The organism is Bradyrhizobium shewense, assembly GCF_900094605.1.
Lineage (GTDB): Bacteria > Pseudomonadota > Alphaproteobacteria > Rhizobiales > Xanthobacteraceae > Bradyrhizobium > Bradyrhizobium shewense.
In genome coordinates this window covers 1-17,464 of sequence record NZ_FMAI01000013.1, presented here as the reverse complement: position 1 = coordinate 17,464, position 17,464 = coordinate 1, and the positions used below count along the sequence as shown (strand labels likewise).

Annotated in this window: 13 protein-coding genes and 1 pseudogene; 5 read left to right on the top strand and 9 right to left on the bottom strand. The window is 64.2% G+C overall.

Features of this window, described 5'->3' with window-relative positions:
• Window positions 1–32 precede the first annotated feature (32 nt).
• The 3 genes from GA0061098_RS23665 to GA0061098_RS23655 all read right to left on the bottom strand — a co-directional run bounded on the left by GA0061098_RS23665 (window position 33) and on the right by GA0061098_RS23655 (window position 4,664).
• Window positions 33–1,475, bottom strand: a complete 1,443-nt coding sequence (locus GA0061098_RS23665; RefSeq protein WP_091961963.1) for a sigma-54 interaction domain-containing protein — start codon at window positions 1,473–1,475, stop codon at window positions 33–35.
• 264 nt (window positions 1,476–1,739) lie between these two features.
• Window positions 1,740–3,476, bottom strand: coding sequence for a putative bifunctional diguanylate cyclase/phosphodiesterase (locus GA0061098_RS23660; protein ID WP_165637564.1), 1,737 nt, complete (start codon window positions 3,474–3,476; stop codon window positions 1,740–1,742).
• 222 nt (window positions 3,477–3,698) lie between these two features.
• Window positions 3,699–4,664, bottom strand: a complete 966-nt coding sequence (locus tag GA0061098_RS23655; protein WP_091961957.1) for a sensor histidine kinase — start codon at window positions 4,662–4,664, stop codon at window positions 3,699–3,701.
• A 179-nt stretch (window positions 4,665–4,843) separates the two neighbouring features.
• On the opposite strand from GA0061098_RS23655, the gene GA0061098_RS23650 reads away from it, so the two are divergent.
• Window positions 4,844–5,683: an SDR family NAD(P)-dependent oxidoreductase gene (locus GA0061098_RS23650; protein WP_091961954.1), complete on the top strand. Its 840-nt coding sequence runs from the start codon at window positions 4,844–4,846 to the stop codon at window positions 5,681–5,683.
• A gap of 231 nt (window positions 5,684–5,914) precedes the next feature.
• On the opposite strand, the gene GA0061098_RS23645 is transcribed toward GA0061098_RS23650, so the two are convergent.
• Together GA0061098_RS23645 and GA0061098_RS23640 are read right to left on the bottom strand one after the other, a co-directional pair.
• Window positions 5,915–7,291, bottom strand: coding sequence for a cytochrome P450 (locus tag GA0061098_RS23645; RefSeq protein WP_091962514.1), 1,377 nt, complete (start codon window positions 7,289–7,291; stop codon window positions 5,915–5,917).
• A gap of 148 nt (window positions 7,292–7,439) precedes the next feature.
• Window positions 7,440–8,675: an LLM class flavin-dependent oxidoreductase gene (locus GA0061098_RS23640; protein ID WP_091961951.1), complete on the bottom strand. Its 1,236-nt coding sequence runs from the start codon at window positions 8,673–8,675 to the stop codon at window positions 7,440–7,442.
• Between the two features lie 304 nt (window positions 8,676–8,979).
• On the opposite strand from GA0061098_RS23640, the pseudogene GA0061098_RS23635 reads away from it, so the two are divergent.
• Together GA0061098_RS23635 and GA0061098_RS23630 are read left to right on the top strand one after the other, a co-directional pair.
• Window positions 8,980–10,391 (top strand): annotated as a pseudogene (locus tag GA0061098_RS23635) (MFS transporter).
• A gap of 146 nt (window positions 10,392–10,537) precedes the next feature.
• Window positions 10,538–11,731: an extracellular catalytic domain type 1 short-chain-length polyhydroxyalkanoate depolymerase gene (locus GA0061098_RS23630; protein ID WP_091962510.1), complete on the top strand. Its 1,194-nt coding sequence runs from the start codon at window positions 10,538–10,540 to the stop codon at window positions 11,729–11,731.
• 202 nt (window positions 11,732–11,933) lie between these two features.
• Here GA0061098_RS23630 and GA0061098_RS23625 read toward each other — a convergent pair whose 3' ends face one another.
• Window positions 11,934–12,236, bottom strand: coding sequence for a hypothetical protein (locus tag GA0061098_RS23625; protein WP_245323506.1), 303 nt, complete (start codon window positions 12,234–12,236; stop codon window positions 11,934–11,936).
• 142 nt (window positions 12,237–12,378) lie between these two features.
• Here GA0061098_RS23625 and GA0061098_RS23620 point away from each other — a divergent pair, with 142 nt between their 5' ends.
• Window positions 12,379–12,747, top strand: coding sequence for a winged helix-turn-helix transcriptional regulator (locus tag GA0061098_RS23620; protein WP_091961945.1), 369 nt, complete (start codon window positions 12,379–12,381; stop codon window positions 12,745–12,747).
• Between the two features lie 4 nt (window positions 12,748–12,751).
• On the opposite strand, the gene GA0061098_RS23615 is transcribed toward GA0061098_RS23620, so the two are convergent.
• Window positions 12,752–13,432 carry an MBL fold metallo-hydrolase gene (locus GA0061098_RS23615; protein ID WP_091961939.1) on the bottom strand — a complete coding sequence of 227 codons (681 nt, stop codon included), beginning with the start codon at window positions 13,430–13,432 and terminating at the stop codon, window positions 12,752–12,754.
• Between the two features lie 184 nt (window positions 13,433–13,616).
• Here GA0061098_RS23615 and GA0061098_RS23610 point away from each other — a divergent pair, with 184 nt between their 5' ends.
• Window positions 13,617–15,215: an alpha-amylase family glycosyl hydrolase gene (locus GA0061098_RS23610; protein ID WP_091961936.1), complete on the top strand. Its 1,599-nt coding sequence runs from the start codon at window positions 13,617–13,619 to the stop codon at window positions 15,213–15,215.
• A gap of 179 nt (window positions 15,216–15,394) precedes the next feature.
• Here GA0061098_RS23610 and GA0061098_RS23605 read toward each other — a convergent pair whose 3' ends face one another.
• Together GA0061098_RS23605 and GA0061098_RS23600 are read right to left on the bottom strand one after the other, a co-directional pair.
• Window positions 15,395–17,095 (bottom strand): alpha-amylase family protein, encoded by a 1,701-nt coding sequence (locus GA0061098_RS23605; RefSeq protein WP_091961933.1) that lies wholly within the window; start codon window positions 17,093–17,095, stop codon window positions 15,395–15,397.
• Between the two features lie 144 nt (window positions 17,096–17,239).
• Window positions 17,240–17,464: transposase (locus GA0061098_RS23600; protein WP_165637563.1), on the bottom strand; the 225-nt coding region annotated here is incomplete at its 5' end.

Below are 17,464 nucleotides of genomic sequence, written 5' to 3'. Positions count from 1 at the left end.
CCGAGACTCCGGACAGTCCACTGTCTCGAAACTCAGACAGGGGCCGGCCCTGCGGCGAGGCCGAACTTGGCGAGCTTCTTGTAGAAGGTCGCGCGCGAGATTTTCAGCATCCTGGCGGCCTCGGAGATCTGGCCGTTGCTGGCGGCGAGGGCCTGTTCGAGCGTGTGCTTCTCGAACTCGGCCTCGGCTTCGGCATAGGGCACCACGGGTCCGGCCGGGCGCTCGGATGCTGTGGGCCTGACGTCGGCGCCGACGGGAAGAATGCGGGCGACATCTTCGCCGGTCAGCCGGCCGGAATCGCTCAGGATCAGCGCCCGCTCAAGGATATTGCGGAGCTCGCGGACGTTGCCCGGCCAGTCATAGCGCGCCAGCGCGGAAAGCGCGCTCGGCGTGATCTTCGCCTTGACGTAATCGCCGGAGGCGCTGATGTCCTCGAGCAGCCGGGCGCAGATGTCGGGGAGATCATCCAGGCAGTGCCGCAGCGGCGGCAAATCGATCGAGAGCACGTTCAGGCGGTAATAGAGATCGGGCCGGAACGCGCCGTCGCTGACGCGCTTGCGCAAATCGACATTGGTCGCGGCGACCACGCGCACGTCGACCTTGGAGATCTTGTCCGAGCCGAGCGGCTCGATCTCGCGCTCCTGCAGCACGCGCAGCAGCTTGGCCTGCAATTGCAGCGGCATCTCGCCGATCTCGTCGAGGAACAGCGTACCGCCGTCGGCGATGCGGAACTTGCCCTCGCGTCCCCTGCGGTCGGCGCCGGTATAGGCGCCCGGCGCGGTGCCGAAGAACTCCGATTCGATCAGCGTGTCGGGAATCGCGGCGACATTGACGCTGACGAACGGCTTCTCCGCGCGCGAGGAGGCATTGTGAATCGCCTGCGCCAGCATCTCCTTGCCTGTGCCAGTCTCGCCGGTGAGCAGTACCGTGACGCTCTGCCGCGCCGCGCGGCTTGCAAGCTGCTTGGCCTGCGCGATACCAGGCGTGGTTCCGACGTAGTCGGCGAAGGTGAAGCGTGCGGCGCGGGCGTTGGACAATTGCCGCCGCGCCAGCCGCAGATCGCTCTCGAGCTGGGCGACGCGGGCGAGCAGGGGTTTGAGGCTTTCGAGATGGTCATAGAGCACGAAGCCGATCGCGCCGATTACCGTCCCGTTCTCGTCCTCGATCGGCATGCGCGTGACGACGAGTTGCTCGCCGCCGAGCTCCATGATGTCGAGCAGGATCGGCTCGCCGGTTTCGGCCACCTTGCGCATCAGGCTGTTGGGGATGATCTCCTCGATCGGCCGGCCGATTGCCTCGGAGGTCCGTTTGAGACCGAGCGCGGCGAGATATTTTTCATTGACGTAGACGACGCGCCCGCCGCGGTCGATCGCGATCGCGCCCTCGCAGAGCTTCTCCAGCCGCTCGAACAGCGTCTCCATCGCGCGCGCACGGAGATAGGCGGGATCGCTGATCGAGGCGGAAGAGGCGGACATGACATATCCCGGGGGAAGTCTGCCTGTGTATTAGCAAAAGGGTAGCAATTTCAAAGAGGAGAAATGGCCGTTTGCGGCGAGCCCCGTTCTCCGCTGTCGTCCCGGACAAGCGAAGCGCAGATCCGGGACCCATAACCACAGGGAGATGTGATTACTGGGATTCGGAGTGACCATCTTCGCGCCAAACCACGCCCTGTGGTTATGGGTCCCGGGTTCGCTTCGCGCCCCGGGACGACAGCGGTGCGTGCGGCGGCGGTTTGCGGCCTACCTTCGATACCCGCTCGCGCGCGAATAGCCCTGGCGGTTCTGCTGCGCCGGGCGGCTCACTACGCTGGCGCGTGACTCGCTCGAGGCCGGTGTTGCGAGCTTCAGCTCCTCCAAAAAGATCGGACGGGAGAAGTAATAGCCCTGGGCGTAGCGGATCTTGGTTGCGGCCTGCAGATAAGCGAGCTCCTCGTAGGATTCGAGGCCTTCGGCGATCACGGTCATGCCGAGCGCTTCGCTCAAGGATTCGATCGCGCGCAGGATGCCCTGGCTGCGCGGGCGCTTATGGATGTCGGTGATGAAGGAGCGGTCGATCTTGATCTCGTCGGCGGTGATGTCGGCCAGCGCCGAGAGCGACGAATAGCCGGTGCCGAAATCGTCGATCGAGATACCGACGCCGAGCTTGCGGAATATCGGCAGGATCTCGTCCTGGAAGTGATTCTTGGCGACGAAGGCGTCTTCGGTCACCTCGATCATGAAACGTTGCGGAAAGCCGGTGTCGTCGAGCGCCCGCGCGAAGCTGCGCATGAATTCGGGGTTGCCGGCCTGCTTGGCTGCGACGTTGATGCTGATGGTCGCTTCCGCGCCGAACGTCTCGTTGATCAGGTCGATCGATTTGACGATTTCGGCGAGCACGAGATGGGTCAATTCGTCGATCAGCCCGAGCTCGCTGGCAAGATTGATGAACGATCCCGGCGCCTGGATCACGCCTTCGTCGTCGCGCAAGCGCACCAGAGCCTCGATGCCCTTCACCGCCTGCGTACGGATGTCGACCTTGGACTGGAAGGCGCAGCAGAAACGCTTTTCCAGGATGGCGAGCCGCAGCGACTGTTCGATCTTCATCCGCGCCAGCGCCTCGCGCTCCATGCTGGAATCGAAGAAGGCTGCCAATCCCTTGCCGTCGTTCTTGATGCGGTACATCGCGATGTCGGCATTCTGGCGCAGCGTCTCGAAGCTGCGGCCGTGATCGGGATAGAGGCTGATGCCGACCGAGGTGGAGGCGAAGAGTTCCGAATGGTCGATGAAGAACGGCGCCGTCAGCCGCTCCAGCGTCGACTGCATGAATTCGGCGACTTCCTCCTGGCTCTGGATCGGGGAGAGCAGCAGCAGGAATTCGTCGCCGGAGATGCGCGACAGCATGTCGGAATCGCGCAAGTCGCGCCCGAGCCGCTTCGACAGCTCGACCAGCAGCGCATCGCCGACGGCGTGGCCGTAATAGTCGTTGATGTGCTTGAAATTGTCGACGTCGAGGAAGGCCAGCGCGAAACGCTCGCCGCCGCCATTCTCCGCCAGCAGATTGTTGGCGTGATGTTCGATCACGCGCCGCGAGGGCAATCCGGTCAGCTCGTCGAAATAGGCCGAGCGGAACAGCTGGTCCTCGAAATTCTTCTGCTCGGTAATGTCGGAGGACGCCGAGATCAGCAGCTCGCGTCCGGCGAGGCGAACGGGACGATGGGTCGTGAGCAGCACCTGGCGCGCGGCGCCGCCGTGAAGCGCCTCCTCGGTGACGACAGCCTGGCCGGCGCTCAGCGCCCGGCGGCAGGCTTCGCGGCGCGGCGCAAGATCGGGTGAGGGACGGCTGCCGTCCATGCCGAGCTGTGCGGCGGCGGCATCGTTAACCAGCAGAAGCTCGCCATGCGCATCCTGCACGGTCAGGCCGACCGGCAGCATTCTAACGATTTCCTTGAGAAAACCGAGCTCGGCTTCAGTCGCGCCGGAATATTGGTTGTCGTTCATAGAAGTCATGAATCTTGTTGTTTCAGCGCGCCTTTGCAATGGGCGCGATCTTGCGCGGTTCCCTCTTAGGTTTGGTTAAGGGGTACGGAGAAATACGGGGGTGTTTTGGAGAAAACTTGCGGCGATGCGACGCGCGCAGAAAATCGTCATTAACAGAGGGTCAACAGCCCATGCGAAACTGCGGACGGGGTGCGCGGGCCGGCTTTCGCTTGACGCGCGATGCTATTCACTTCGGGGGATGCGGCACTGCATGATGCAATGCAGCCCGGTCTTCAAGTAAGAGATCTCGGTCCTGCCATCGAAGGACGACAGTGCCGATTTCAGCAGCTTGGTGCCGAAGCCGGGCTCGGACACCTTGTCCACGCTCGGACCCTCGGTCTCGTCCCAGGTGATGATCAGGCGGTCGTCGCTGACGGTCCATGACACCTGCAGCAGACCGCGCGGCGCGGAGAACGCGCCGTACTTGCCCGCATTGGTGGCGAGTTCGTGAAACATCAATGACAGCGTGACCGCGAGCTTCGGCGGCAGGAACAGGCGGTCGCCATTGAGGGTGAAGCGGACATGGCCATAGGGGCCGAGCTCCGAGATCAGGAGGTCGCGGATGTCACAGCCGGCCTTGTCGATCCGCGAGATCAGATCGTCGGTCGCGGCCAGCGAGCGCAACCGCGGATCGACCCGGTCCCAGACCTGGGGGTGGTCGTGCAGCACCTGGTGCAGCACGGCGTGCACCGTCGACAGCTTGTTCTTCAGCCGGTGCTGGAGCTCGTCGACCAGCAGCTTGCGATACTCTTCTTCCTCGATCAGGCGCTTGGAGATCCGGCGCTGCTCTGCCAGCATGGTGCGATAGTGCTCGACACCCCAGATGGTGAGCGCACAGACCGCCCAATAGAGTGCCAGCAGGGCAAACCGCGCCCGATCGGCAAATGCATCGCCGAAATTCACGACGACGCCGAGCATGCCGCCGACCAGCGCGGTCACGATTCCGATCCGGAAGCCCCCGAACGCGGCGGCGAAGAACACGGCCGGGAAGTAGGGCGTGAAGTAGACGTCGGGTCGCACATGCGCGAGCCCCCAGCGCGTCAGCGTCGCGATCAGCAGGCAGGCCACCGCAAAGGCAATGCTCAGACCGAGCGATGGCGGCGCCGCACCCTGCCAACCCCTGCGGAATTCCTCGATCAGCTTCCCCATGCGCAGCCCAGTTGCGATATGCGTTCGAAAATCGAGCGACCTGTGAAGATGTTACGCATCCCGTCAGCACAAGCATAGCTTGCCTTGTCGGAGGCCGGCAGGGATAGTGGCGCCCGCGGCGATGGCAGCGGCCGATGTTCGCCATTTGGCATCAAATCGTTCGAAAACAGGAACATTCCATGGGCAGGCTGGACGGCAAGGTTGCGGTGATTACGGGGGCGACGAGCGGGATCGGATTGCGCACTGCGGAAGTCTTCGTTGCCGAAGGTGCCAAAATTGTGATCGCGGGGCGGCGCGTACCGGAGGGCGAAGCCCTGGCCAAGCAGCTCGGCGCCAACTGCATCTTCCGCCAGACCGACGTGACGGTCGAAGCACAGATGCAGGCGTTGATCGCGCTCGCCGTGGATAAGTTCGGCCGGATCGACTGCCTGTTCAACAATGCCGGCGGCCCGGCGCAGACCGGCGGCATCGAGGGCCTCGAGGTCGAGCGCTTCGATGCGGCGATGGCGACGCTGGTGCGCAGCGTCATGCTCGGCATGAAGCATGCCGCGCCCGCCATGAAGAAGCAGGGGAGCGGCAGCATCATCAACAATGGCAGCATCGCCGGCCGCCTCGCCGGGTTCTCGTCCTCGATGGTCTATAGCGCGGCCAAGGCAGCGGTGATCCATCTCACCAAATGCGTGGCGATGGAGCTCGGCGAGTCCAACGTGCGCGTCAACGCGATCTCGCCGGGCGCGATCGCGACCGGCATCTTCGGCAAGGCGCTCGGGCTCTCGACCGATGCTGCGGAGAAGACGCCGGCGGTGATGCGCGAGGTCTACAAGACCGCGCAGCCGATCCCGCGCGCGGGCCTTCCCGATGACATCGCCCAGGCTGCGGTGTTCCTGGCCAGCGACGAATCCAGCTTCATCAACGGCCACGATCTCGTCGTCGACGGCGCCATGACCGGCGGCCGCAACTGGAGCCAGCAACAGCAGGGCTATGTGGCGCTGCGCAAGGCGTTCGATCAGGGGGCGTAAGCGACGGAGACGGTGCCGTAGGGTGGGCAAAGGCGCGCTCTTCGCGCCGTGCCCACCAACCCTTTCCATCGCGGCAAATCGTGGGCACGGCGCTCCGCGCCTTTGCCCACCCTACGGGGGTGTCATTCCGGGGCGCACGAAGTGCGAACCCGGAATCTCGAGATTCTCAGGTGCGCAATTGCGCACCATAGTTCGATGCTTCGCATCGCCCCGGAATGACGGTGCACTAATTCACACCGCCTTCACCCGCACCCTTAACCCGTCCCGCGGCTTCGGGATCGGCCACATCTGCCAGTCCGGCTTGTAGCCGGGCTCCAGCGACACCTCGATGTTCTGCAAGAAGTGCCGCGCGAAGCATTTTGCCTGCATGTAGGCGAAGTGCAGGCCGAGGCACATATGCGCGCCGCCGCCGAACGGGACCCAGGCGAAGCGGTGGCGACCCCGTTGCGCCTCCTCGGTGAAGCGCAAGGGGTCGAAACGATCCGGCTCCGGCCAGATGTCCTTCATGTGATGGGTATAGAGCGGATTGACGCCGACCGCGGTGCCGGCGGGAATCGTAAAACCCTTGAAGGTGAAGTCGCGCATGGCGCGGCGCGGCATCGAAGGCACCGGCGGCTTGATCCGCAGCGCTTCCTTGAACGCCATCTCGGACAGCGGCATCTTTTCGAGATCGTCGAAGCTGCTCGGCGCGCCCGGCGCGAGCCCGAGCGCGAGAACTTCCGCGCGCAGCCTGTCCTGCCAGTCCGGATTGGCGGCGAGCTCGCCGATGAAGGAGGTCAGCGACGAGGTCAGCGTGTCGTGCGCCGCCATCATCAGGAAGCTCATATGGTCGATGATGTCCTGCTCGGAGAGCAGTGCGCCGTCCTCATGGGTGGCGCGGCACAGCTGCGAGAACAAATCATCGCCGCCATGATTGCCGCGGCGAAGCGGGATCTGTTCGCGGAAATAGGCGACGATGCGTTTGCGCCCCCTGACGCCGGCGGCCATCTGGGTGCCGGGCAGGGGACGGCGGATCGGGGCGACCGCGGCGGCGACCATGTCGACGAAGGCGCGGTTGATCTCGTCGACCTCCGGCCCGATATCGGCGCCGAGGAAGGACGCCGCGGCGAGATCCAGCGTGAGCTGCTTCATCGCGGGGTAGAGCTGCATCTCGCCGGGCTTGGCCTTCCACTGCGCGACCCGCGCGGAGATGCCGCGGTCGAGATCAGCGAGATAGGATTTCATCGGCCCGGACTTGAACGCGACCGACAGCGCCTTGCGGTGCAGCCGGTGCTCGTCGAAATCCAGCAGCATCAATCCGCGCGGAAACAACAGGCCGAGCACCTTGTTCCAGCCGTGGGTCGAGGAGAACAGCTTTTGCTGGTCGAACATCACGAGCTCGTTGGCCTCGGGCCCGAGCAGCACGACATTGGTCTCGCCGAACACATGGGTGCGGTAGACCGGGCCGTATTTGGCGCCGTTCGCCTCGATATGGCCCTTGGGATCGGCCAGCACCTGGAAGGTCTTGCCGATGATCGGCCATCCCTCGTCGCCGGGAATGTGCGTCAGCGCGTTGCGTTTGGGCGCGGTGAAGTCGGGCGCCGGTGCGGCAACATTCTGCATCGACATGACGATTGCTCCGGTTGGCAGGCTCCGCGAACATAGCACGATCTGGCCGCGATGAGCTGCGGTCGTCTTGCGCACAAAATCGTCACACCCCCCGCCGTCGTCCCGGGTTCGCGCTACACGCGTCCCGGGACGACGGGCTGAGCGCGTCCTATCGCTTCGCCGCTTCCTTCTGCAGATCCGGCGCGTTGACGGCGGGGATGGCGACGCGGCCGGGACCGGTCACCTTCAGCGCCTCGGCGGCCTTCTCGTTCTCCATGATCTTGGCCATCACGGCCTGGCCCGCGCGCTCGAAGATGGCGCGGTTCTCGATCACGAATTTTTGCGACCTGCGCAGGCCGTCGATATAGCCGTTGATCTCGGGCACGACGTAGCGCGCCACCATGTCCCAGCTGCGGCGCGTGGCTTCCGGATTGGCCCAGTCGTGCACGAAGCCGATGATGGCGCCGACGCCGCCGGAGACCTGCATCACGTTCTTGATGGTTTTGAGGAGATCGTCGGGCGTGCCGATGGTGGACGCCGCGCCCTCGACGAAGGCGGTCTTGTCCACGGCCTCGTCGGGCGAGGAGAACGCGGTCAGGCCCGGCCGCTGCAGCGTGCCGACATTATATTCGTTGTGCCAGCGCATCAGCCCGGCGCCGGCTTCCTTGCGCGCCTGCTCGCGGGTCTCGGCGATGTGGAAGGTCAGGAGCACGCGCCAGTCGGCACGGTCGACCTTCGTGCCGTGCTTCTTCGCGGCGTCCTCGGCGAACTGCCATTGCTGCTGCAGTGACATCAGCCCCTGCGTCGTCATCGAGCCCAAGGAGATGATGCCGCAGCCGTATTTGCCCGCGAGCGTCATGCCTGATGGAGAGATCTGCGAGGCCACGACGAACGGCATTTCCTCCTGCAGCGGCAGGATCTGCAGCGCGGCATCGTTCATGGTGAACCAGTCGCTCCTGGCCGTGACGCGCTCACCGTTGAACAGCCGGCGGATGACGCCGATCGCCTCGTCCTGGCGGTCGCGCTGCGTCATCGGGTCGATGCCGAGCGTGTGTGCGTCGGAGGCGAGCGCGCCGGGGCCGGAGCCGAAGATGGCGCGGCCGCCGGTCATGTGGTCGAGCTGCACCATGCGCTGGGCGACATTGTAGGGATGATGATAGGGCAGCGACACCACGCCGGTGCCGAGCTTGATCCGCTTGGTGCGCTCCCCGGCTGCAGCCAGGAACATCTCGGGCGAGGCGATCATCTCCCAGCCCGAGGAATGATGCTCGCCGCACCAGAACTCGTCGTAGCCGAGCGCGTCGAGCTGCTCGACCAGGTCGAGATCGCGCCGGAACTGGAGCATCGGATGCTCCCCGATCGGGTGATGCGGGGCAAGGAAGGCTCCGAACTTCAGGCGCGCCATGGCGTTCTCTCCGGCTTTGATTTTCTATTTGTTGAGACGGCGAAGCTACGTGCCGGAGGCCGCGAACGCAATCGCGCGGTGTCCCGCGCGGCGGAATGCAGGCATGCGGCGAAGCGAGGTCCTTCGTCATGGCCGGGCTCGTCCCGGCCATCCACGCTCTTCGCGCGCGGAGACGAGCACGTGGATGCCCGGGACAAGCCCGGGCATGACGAGTTCGGAGCGCGCGAATCCTACCTCCGAGGCAATCGCGACACCGCAGGTGATCTAGGATGATCTGGCAACGATAGTTCGAGGCCACGCGCCGATGCATCAGATCGTCACACAACAGATCGATTCGTCCCGCCGCTGGTGGGTGCTGGCCATCGTCGTGGCCGCCCAGTTCATGTTCGGCGTCGATGCCTTCATCGTGAACGTCGCCATTCCCACCATTGCGGTCGAGCTGGAGGCATCGCCCGCGCAGATCGAAGCGGTCATCGCGATCTACCTGACCTGATCGCTTATGCCACGCTTGTCGTCACCGGCGGCCGGCTCGGCGATATCCACGGCACCAAGACTGTCTTCTTGGCCGGCCTGCTCGGCTTCACGGCGACCTCGCTGTGGTGCGGGCTCGCGCAGTCCGGGGTGGAGCTGATCATCGCCCGCCTGGCGCAGGGCGCGACCGCGGCGCTGATGGTGCCCCAGGTGCTGGCGACGCTGCATCTGCTCTTTACGGACGAGACGCGCAGCCGCGCCTTCGCGATCTACGGCATCGTGCTCGGGCTGGCCGGCGCCGCAGGCTTCCTGCTCGGCGGTCTGCTGGTCACGATTGATCTTGCCGGCACCGGCTGGCGTTCGGTGTTCTTCGTCAACGTGCCCTGCGGCCTCGTCATTGCAGCTGCCGCCTGGCGCATCATGCCGTCGGTGCCGCGGCGATCGGGGACGAGGCTCGACATCAAAGGCAGCATGGTCCTGTTCGCGGGGCTGCTCTGCCTGATCGGCCCGCTGCTGTTTGGTCACGATGTTGGCTGGGCACCCTGGCTGTGGGCCGTGATGGCGACCGGCGGCGTCGTCCTCGTAGCGTTCCTGAAGCTCGAGCACGCAGTCGCTCGTGCCGGCGGCATGCCTTTGATCGACCTCACGCTGCTGGCGGATGCCGCCTTCCTGCGCGGGCTTGGCGCCGCCTTCTTTTTCTTCCTTGCCAATCTCTCCTTCTACCTCGTCATGACGCTGTTCATGCAGCGCGGCCTGAAGATCCCGCCGCTCTCAGCCGGCATGGCCTTCATCCCGCTTGCGCTCGCTTTCGTCGTGGCCTCGCGCCACAGCGGCGCGCGGGCGCGTCATCGCGGCACCAAGGTGTTGATCGAAGGCTGCACGCTGCAGATCGCAGGCCTCGCCGCGCTCGCGCTTGTTGCAGCCTGTATCGATGCGCCATCGCCGCTTCTGCTCGCGTTCGTCATGATCATCTTCGGCTACGGTCAGGGATTGGTGATGGCGCCGCTCTCCGGCGCGGTGCTCTCGACCGTCAAGCCTGTCGCCGCAGGCTCGGCGTCCGGCATCTACGGCACGACGGCGCAGATCGGAAATGCGGCCGGAGTGGCCGCAATCGGCGCGGTGTTCTTCGCGATCGATGCCTTGCAATCAGCGCGCGCAGGATTTCTGGTCTCGCTTGCGCTGTTTGTGACATTAATCATGATCTGTGCCGCATTTCTGTCGTGGATGCGTCGCGCATCTGCGTGAAGCCGAGGCATTGCGGTTAATTCGTGCGGATTTCTGCGGAATTTCCCGTGATTGTCGTGGATCGACAGCGCACGGTCTTTTTATTTTGCAATGCAGCAACTATCTGGTTTGGCTGAACGTTGAAAGCCGCCCACCAGGAAGTTGCCGTGTCGTTAGCCAAAAATGTTGATCTGTTGAGACGTCTGCCGAGGCTGGACGGTCTGCGCTTTGCCGAGCTCGGCCGAAGCGCCGATGCGTCCAGTCCATTGGAAGAGGTCACCGGCTTCGGCCACAACCCGGGGGCCTTGCGCATGTTCGCGTTCGTGCCGGCGCAGTTGCAGAAGCCGCGCGCGCTGGTCGTCGTGCTGCATGGCTGCGGGCAGACCGCAGCGGGCTACGATCTCGGCGCGGGCTGGTCGACGCTCGCGAAGCACTATGGCTTCGCGCTGCTGATGCCCGAGCAGCAGCGTATCAACAACGGCAACACCTGCTTCAACTGGTTCAATCCGGAAGATACGGCGCGGGACAGCGGCGAGGCGCATTCGATCCGCGAGATGATCGCACATATGACAGAGGCGCATCGCATCGATCCCAAGCGCATCTTCATCACCGGCTTGTCCGCCGGCGGCGGCATGACGTCGGTGATGCTCGCGACCTATCCGGAAGTCTTCGCGGCCGGTGCGGTCATTGCCGGACTGCCCTATGGCATCGCCTCGAATTTGCGCGAGGCACTGGACGGCATGTTTCATTCCCCGGTGCGTTCCGCGCGCGAGCTCGGCGATCTCGTGCGCAATGCCTCGGATTATCGCGGTCCCTGGCCGAAGGTCTCGGTGTGGCACGGCAGCGCCGACCGCACCGTCAATCCCGGCAATGCCAACGAGATCGTCAAGCAGTGGCTCGATCTGCACGATCTGCCGGAAGCGCCGATGGCGGAGACCAATGTCGACGGCTATCCGCGCCAGGCCTGGTGGGGCAAGGACGGCGAGACGCTGGTCGAGTCTTACGCCATCACCGACATGGCGCACGGCACGCCGCTGGGGCTGGCCGACAACGACCAGCGCTATGGCGTCGAAGGCGCATTCCTGATCGAGGCCGGCATTTCCTCGTCCTATCACATCGCAAAGTTCTTCGGCCTCACCGGCTGGATTGCAGACGCTGCAAAGGCGGAGGCCAAGCCTACAAGCAAGTCTACAAGCAAGCCTGTAGCGCAACCGGCACTGACGCCCGCGCCGCATCTCGCCCGCTCAATCCGCACGGCGGTCGCCGAACAGCCGGCCGAGCCGACGCGCGAGGAGGCTCGCAGCTTCGATCTCGGCCAGATCATCACGCGCGCACTGACCGCCGCGGGGCTGATGAAGTAGCCCCACTGTCGTCCCGGACAAGCGCGCCCCAAGCGCGCGCCGATCCGGGACCCATAGCCACAGGGCAAAGTGAGGCGCGAAGGTGCAACTCCGAGCCCCCGCAAGTCACGGCTTCCTGTGGTTACGGGTCCCGGATATGCGCTTCGCTTGTCCGGGACGACAGCGGAGTTTGTAGCGATGTCGTCGCGTCAGCCCGCGGAAACTACGCCGTCTGACCGATCCACTCGATCGGCGTCACCGTCACCTCGCCGCCGGCGACCTTCCGCGTCATCTCCTGATAGGCTTTGAAGAAGTCGCGCGATTGCAGCGCTTTTTGCGCGGCATCGTCAGCGACGCTGGCGAGATGGAAATAGCTGCCGTCGTCGCGATTCTTCAAGACACGATAGCCGATCCGGCCCGTCAGCTCGGGATCGCCGTCGATCGCCTTGATGAAGCGGCCGACCTCCTGGTGCCAGGCTTCCGTGGTGCCGTTCCTGAATTCATATCTGATCATGAAGTGCTTCATGTGACGCTCCCTGTTCGTCGTGTGCGTCATCATCTGCGGCTCGCAAACGATCCTGCAAGTATGGACAAAATTGATAGTATGGACTTTTTCGACGTTGCTCCTATCCTCGCGTGAGGCGTGGCTAACGCGTGGAGGAGACGACATGGCGAAGGCGAACCCGGCGCGCATCTGCCCGGTCGCGGCCTTTCAGAGGATGATCAGCGGCAAGTACAAGCTGCGCATCGTCTGGGACCTCAAGGACGGCCCGCGCCGCTATGGCGAGATCCGCAGCGGCCTGTTGCGCGGCACGGAAGGCAGCGCCGAGATCACCCCGCGCGTGCTCAGCCGTGAATTGAAGGCCCTGACCGCGAGCGGCCTGATCGACCGCAAGGATTTCGGCGAAGTGCCGCCGAAGGTCGAATATCGCTTGACCCGCAAGGGCAAGAGCTTCGTGCCCGTCGTCGCGGCGATCCGCGACTGGGGCGATCGTCACCTCAGTGAAGCGGTGTCGCTTGTGGACGCGGCAGAATAAAAGCTCACATCTCGCCGGTGATGAACGGATTGGTCATCCGTTCCTGGCCGATGCTGGAGCCGGCGCCATGGCCGCAGATGAAGCCGACATCGTCGCCGAGCGGCAGCAGTTTTGTCAGGATCGAGTTGATCAGCGTCGCATGACTGCCGCCCGGCAAATCGGTGCGTCCGACCGAACCGGCGAACAGGACGTCGCCGACATGGGCGAAGCGCAGCTCCTTGTTGAAGAACACCACGCTGCCGGGCGAGTGGCCGGGGCAGTGGAAAATATCGAATTGCAAGCCGCCGATCGATACGCTGTCGCCTTCGGTGAGCCAGCGGTCCGGCGCGAAATTGCGCACGCCGGTCATGCCGAAGCGTGCGCCGCTGTCGACGACGTTGTCGAGCAGGAACTTGTCCGCTTCATGCGGCCCCTCGATCGGCACCTTCAGTGCATCGCGCAGATCGGCCGCGCCGCCGACATGGTCGATATGGCCGTGGGTCAGCCAGATCTTCTCCACGGTGACGCCGGTCTGCTTGATCGCGTCCAGGATCTTCGGCACGTCCCCGCCGGGATCGATCACCACGGCCTTCTTGCTGGGCTCGTCCCAGATGATGGTGCAGTTCTGCTCGAACAGCGTCACGGGAACGATGATCGCGCCGGCCTTGGATTGCGAAGAGTCTTGGGTGTCATTTTGCTCGGTCATGGCGCCACAATGCCGATTTTTGCCATGCCGCCAAGCAAAAGATTCGGCCAAAGATCTGGAATGGAGCCTGGAACAATCACGCCCGCCGTCACACGGCCGTCCCAATTGGCTCGCCAATTTGAACCGGGGCGCTGCTGTCGCGTTCTTCCGCCCGAGGCGCAGATTTATGGATGGGTTCTCCAGCATGGCTCAGGGCGATAAAAACTGGTGGCGCGACGGCATCTTCTATCAGATCTACCCGCGCTCCTTTCAGGATTCGAACAATGACGGCGTCGGCGATCTCGCCGGCATTTTGCGGCGGCTGCCTTACGTCAGATCGCTCGGCGTCGATGCGATCTGGCTGTCGCCGATCTTTCCCTCGCCGATGGAGGATTTCGGCTATGACATCGCCGACTATACCGGCATCGAGCCGCTGTTCGGCACGATGGAAGATTTCGATGCGCTGATCGCGGCCGCCCACGACAACGGCCTGAAGCTGATCCTCGACCTCGTGCCGAACCACACCTCCGACCGGCATCCCTGGTTCGTCGAGAGCCGCGCCTCGCGCGACAATCCCAAGCGCGACTGGTACATCTGGCGCGACCCGGCACCCGATGGCGGGGTGCCGAACAACTGGCTGTCCGAGTTCGGCGGCAGCGCTTGGCAGTTCGACGAGACCACGGGGCAATATTATTACCACGCCTTCCTCGCCCAGCAGCCGGACCTGAACTGGCGCAATCCGGACGTCCGTGCCGCGATCTACGACGTGATGCGGTTCTGGCTCGACAAGGGCGTCGACGGCTTTCGCGTCGACGTGATCTGGCACCTGATCAAGGATGTCGAATTCCGCGACAACCCGCTCAATCCGCACTACGTCGAGGGCCGGCCGCCGAACGAAAGGATCATGACGCAATATTCCACCGACCAGCCGGAGGTGCATGACGTGATCGCCGAGATGCGGCGCGTCACCGACGAATTCGGAGCCCGCGTGCTGATCGGCGAGATCTATCTGCCGCTGCATCGCCTCATGGCCTATTACGGCAACGATCTCACCGGCGCGCAGATGCCGTTCAATTTCGCGCTGCTCTTGACCTTCTGGAGCGCGCGCTCGATCGAGAAGATCATCGAGGATTACGAGAAGGCGCTGCCGCGCGGCGCCTGGCCGAACTGGGTGCTCGGCAATCACGACCGCCCGCGGGTCGCAAGCCGTGTCGGGCCGGAGCAGGCCCGCGTCGCCGCCATGCTGCTGCTGACGCTGCGCGGCACGCCGACGCTCTATTACGGCGACGAGATCGGCATGCACCAGGTGGCGATCGCGCCGGAGGACGTGCGCGACCCCTTCGAGAAGAACGTGCCCGGCATCGGTGTCGGCCGCGACGGCTGCCGCACGCCGATGCAGTGGGATGCGACCGAATTCGCCGGCTTCTCGGCGGCGCGGCCGTGGCTGCCGCTGCCGGAGCACTATGTGCGCGACAATGTCGTCAATCTCGAAGCCGACGCGCGCTCGATCCTCAACCTCTACAGACGCCTGATCACCCTGCGGAAGAGCAGTCGGCCGCTGGTCGCGGGCGATTATCATCCGATTGCGGCACAAGGCGATCTCCTGATCTATCGCCGCGAAGCCGAGGGGCAGGCGGTGATCGTGGCGCTCAATCTCGGCCCCGATCCGGTCGCGGTGACGACGAGTGCGATACGTTTCGGCAGCAGCATACTGCTGTCAACGTTCCTGGATCGCGACGACGAGCGCATTGAAGGCGTGCTGGATCTGCGTGGCAATGAGGGGGTAATCGTCGCTCCGCCGTAGCGGTCGTCCCGGACAAGCGCAGCGCAGATCCGGGACCCATAGCCACAGGGAGTGGTTTGGCGAAGACTCGGAGTGATCAGCGCGCCCCAGACTTCTCCCTGTGATTATGGGTCCCCGCTTTCGCGGGGACGACAGCGGAGGGGACGGCTGCGGTGGAGTATAGCGATGCGTAGATGCTCTTACCCCGGATGCTTCTTCCCCCGCGCCGTAGTCCCGTCGATATCACTCCGCTTCAGCAGATAATCCAGCCCGCCGACGCGGTACCAGCGATAGCCATACGGCTCCAGCACGATTCGGTGCTGGCCGCGCTTGTCGACGTGGCTGTGGTCCTCCGCGAGCAGATTGATCAGGTGCGCGCCGGCCTCGTCCGGCAGCCCCACCGAGAACGCGATCTCGCGCGGCTTCTCGTCGAGATTATGCACGAACAGCACCGAATTGTTGCGCCAGTCGTAGCGCATGATGAACACGGCGGGATCGCGCACCGGAATGATCGCGAAATCGCCCCAGCCGATTTCAGGCACCTCCTTGCGCATGCGGACGATGCGCTCGGTCCAGTTCAGCATCGAGTTGGGATCGCGCCGCTGTTTTGCGACATTGACGTGCGGATAGCCGTAAGGCCCCTTGTCGATCACAGGGCAGGCCGGCTTGTTGCTCTTGGTGAAGCCGCCATGCGGCTCGGTCGACCATTGCATCGGCGTGCGCGCGCAATTGCGTTCCGGCAATGAGAGATCGTCGCCCATCGCGATCTCGTCGCCATAGCGGATGACGGGCGTTCCCGGCAGCGTGCACATCAGGCTGTAGGCGAGCTCGAGCCGCCTGCGGTCGCCGCCGAGCATCGGCGCGAGGCGCCGCCTGATGCCGCGGTCATAGAGCTGCATGTCCTTGTCGGGGCCGAAATTCCTGAACACGGTGTCGCGCTGGGCCTTGGTCAGCCGTCCCAGATCGAGCTCGTCGTGATTGCGCAGGAACAGGCCCCATTGCGCCGTCGCCGGCCGCGGCTTGGTCGCCTTCAACGCTTTCGCCAGCGGCCGCGAATCTGCGGAGGCCAGCGCATAGAACAGGTGCTGGTTGACGTGGAAGTTGAACATCATGTGCATGCGGTCGGCATCGCGGCCGAAATATTCCATGTCCGTCTTCGGCAGCACGTTGGCTTCGGCGAGGATGATGGCGTCGCCCTGCCGCCATTGCAGGAATTCGCGGAACGCGCGCAGCATGTCGTACTGCTCGACCGGCTTCTTCACTTTCGCGCCCTTGGTCGCGATCACGAAGGGCACGGCGTCCATGCGGAAGCCGGAGACGCCGAGCTGGATCCAGAACCCCATGATCTTCAGGATCTCGGCCTGCACATGCGGGTTCGAGGTGTTGAGGTCGGGCTGGAAATCGTAGAAGCGGTGGAAGTAATACGCGCCCGCTTCCTTGTCGCGCGTCCAGGTCGATTTCTGCACGCCGGGAAACACCATGCCCTTGTGGGCACCGGCCGGCTTCTTGTCGGACCACACATACCAGTCGCGGTATGGCGAGTTCTTGTCGCGCCGCGCCTCCTTGAACCAGTGATGCTGGTCGGAGGTGTGGTTGACGACGAGGTCGATGATGATGCGGATGCCGCGCTGCTTGCAGCCATGGGCGAACTCGACGAAATCGCCGAGCGTGCCGTAGCGCGCATCGACGCTGTAATAATCGGCGATGTCGTAGCCGTCGTCGCGGCCGGGCGACGTCTGGAACGGCATCAGCCAGATCGTGGTGATGCCGAGGCCGTGCAGATAGTCGAGCCGGCGCAGCAGGCCCTTGAAATCGCCGACGCCGTCGCCGTTGGCGTCCATATAGGAGCCGACGGAGAGGCAGTAGATCACGCCGTTCTTGTACCAGAGATCGTCGATCATCCGCGCAGCCTCGGTGGTTCCGCCGAGGTGCGGCGGCTGCGTGATAAGTGCGTGGGGGAGGGGAGGTTCCGTTGGCTGTCGTTCCCGCACACTCACTGTCGTCCCGGACAAGCGCAGCGAAGCGGAGCGCAGATCCGGCAACTGTTATTGGGGGCCGGCCTTCAGGTACGGTTTCCTGTCGCGCATCATAGCGTTAAGGACCGTTAGCAGCTTCCTGGCAACGGCAATGAGGGCGAGCTTGGCCGGTTTGCCGACCTGTCGCAATCTTTCATAGAAGGCCTTGAACGGATCGGCCCGTCGAACCGCGTTGAGAGCAGCCATGTAGAGAGCGTCGCGAACGCGCTTTCGACCGCCGGCGATCTTGCGTTT